Below are 1,505 nucleotides of genomic sequence, written 5' to 3'. Positions count from 1 at the left end.
GTCTGTTGACCTTTCAAGGTTAAATTTGCAGCAGTCTGTTTGGTATTTAGGCAAGGCAGAGCCTATGTGGTGTGGTTATTCCCCATAAATAGGCGATAACGCAGCATCAATGCCAAACAGGCGCTGCCCGAAGGGTTCTGCCTAGGGGCGATTTACTCTTTGTTGCCTACATGGATGTAGGTAAGGGGCGTGAGCAGGACGCGGAAGCTTTGCTCGGTTTTTACTTAGCCCACTAGGTTACAAACCTCGCGCCGCGATTAAATTGCCCCTAATTTGAACAAATATTAATCCGCAAAGGTTCAACAGACCCTAGACTTGCTGCTATTGTTTAACACAGACCCTAATTACTTCGACCTAACACGGATGACCTCTATGCTCAGTGCTTTAATTGCAACACTCGCTAATAACACATCAATTCCAGCAATCGACACCGTTAAGCCAAACTCGGTTTCATGGAGCTTTTTAAAAGATCAAAGCGTGCAATTACTACACACATTCATGCAATTACTGCCCACTTTATTATTAGGGATTGTTATTTTGGTGATTAGTTATTTAATTGCCACACCATTATCACGCTTGTTGATAAAGCCTGTTACTTACATGACCAAGAGTAAATTAGTACACCTAGTTGCTAGGCGAGGTATTAGCACCTTAATTATTTTACTCGGGTTTTATCTATTTTTACGCTTGGCAGGACTCACCGAATTCGCGGTCGCAATTATGAGTGGCACCGGATTAATTGGGCTTATTTTAGGCTTTGCCTTTCGGGATATTGCTGAGAACTTTATTGCCAGTTTACTTTTAAGTGTACAGCGTCCATTTAAAATAGATGATGTAATAGAAGTTGATGGCAGAATTGGTATTGTTAAAAAAGTAACTGCACGGGCAACCACTTTAGTTGACTACGATGGCAATCATATTCAAATACCCAATGCGACTGTGTATAAAAATACCATTAAAAACTTAACCGCTAATCCAAAAATGCGCGGTCATTTTTCAATCGGTATTGGCTACGATAATGACATTCGCGACGCACAAAGTTTGGCAATTAGTATAATATCGCAGCAAACCTCTGTGCTTAGCGATCCACCTCCCCAAGTATTGATTGATAACTTAGGCTCCGCCACTATTAACTTTACCGTTTACTTTTGGGTCAACGGCGAACAATACAGCATGGTAAAAGTAGCCTCACAGCTTATGCGAGAGTTAATCAATAGTTTTACGCAACATAATATAAGCATGCCTGACAATGCCAGAGAGCGTATATTGCTCAATAGCCAAGGTGAAGATATTTATCCCATAGCAAGCGAAGCTAAAACAGAGACAACAGAGACAACAGAAGAAATTAACGAGCAATCACATATTCAAAAACATAAAACCACAGAGCATGAACACAGTATTGATGATGTAAGTAGTGATACGGATGATATTCGCGAGCAAGCCGATGAATCACGCGATCCGGAGCAGGGAAAAAATATTATATAGAGAGGTTCGAGGTTCGAGGT

The 1,505-nt window shown here is 41.1% G+C and carries 1 protein-coding gene; it reads left to right on the top strand.

The annotated features are described in order from the left end of the window. Window positions 1-372: 372 nt before the first annotated feature. On the top strand, window positions 373-1,485 hold the full coding sequence (locus CWC14_RS15310) for a mechanosensitive ion channel family protein (RefSeq protein ID WP_138563720.1): 1,113 nt from the start codon (window positions 373-375) through the stop codon (window positions 1,483-1,485). The last annotated feature ends 20 nt before the right edge of the window (window positions 1,486-1,505 follow it).

Source organism: Pseudoalteromonas sp. S3260, from assembly GCF_005886925.1.
Taxonomy (GTDB): Bacteria; Pseudomonadota; Gammaproteobacteria; order Enterobacterales; family Alteromonadaceae; genus Pseudoalteromonas; species Pseudoalteromonas tetraodonis.
Note: the sequence above shows the minus strand (reverse complement) of the source record. Positions and strands in the feature narration are given on the sequence as shown.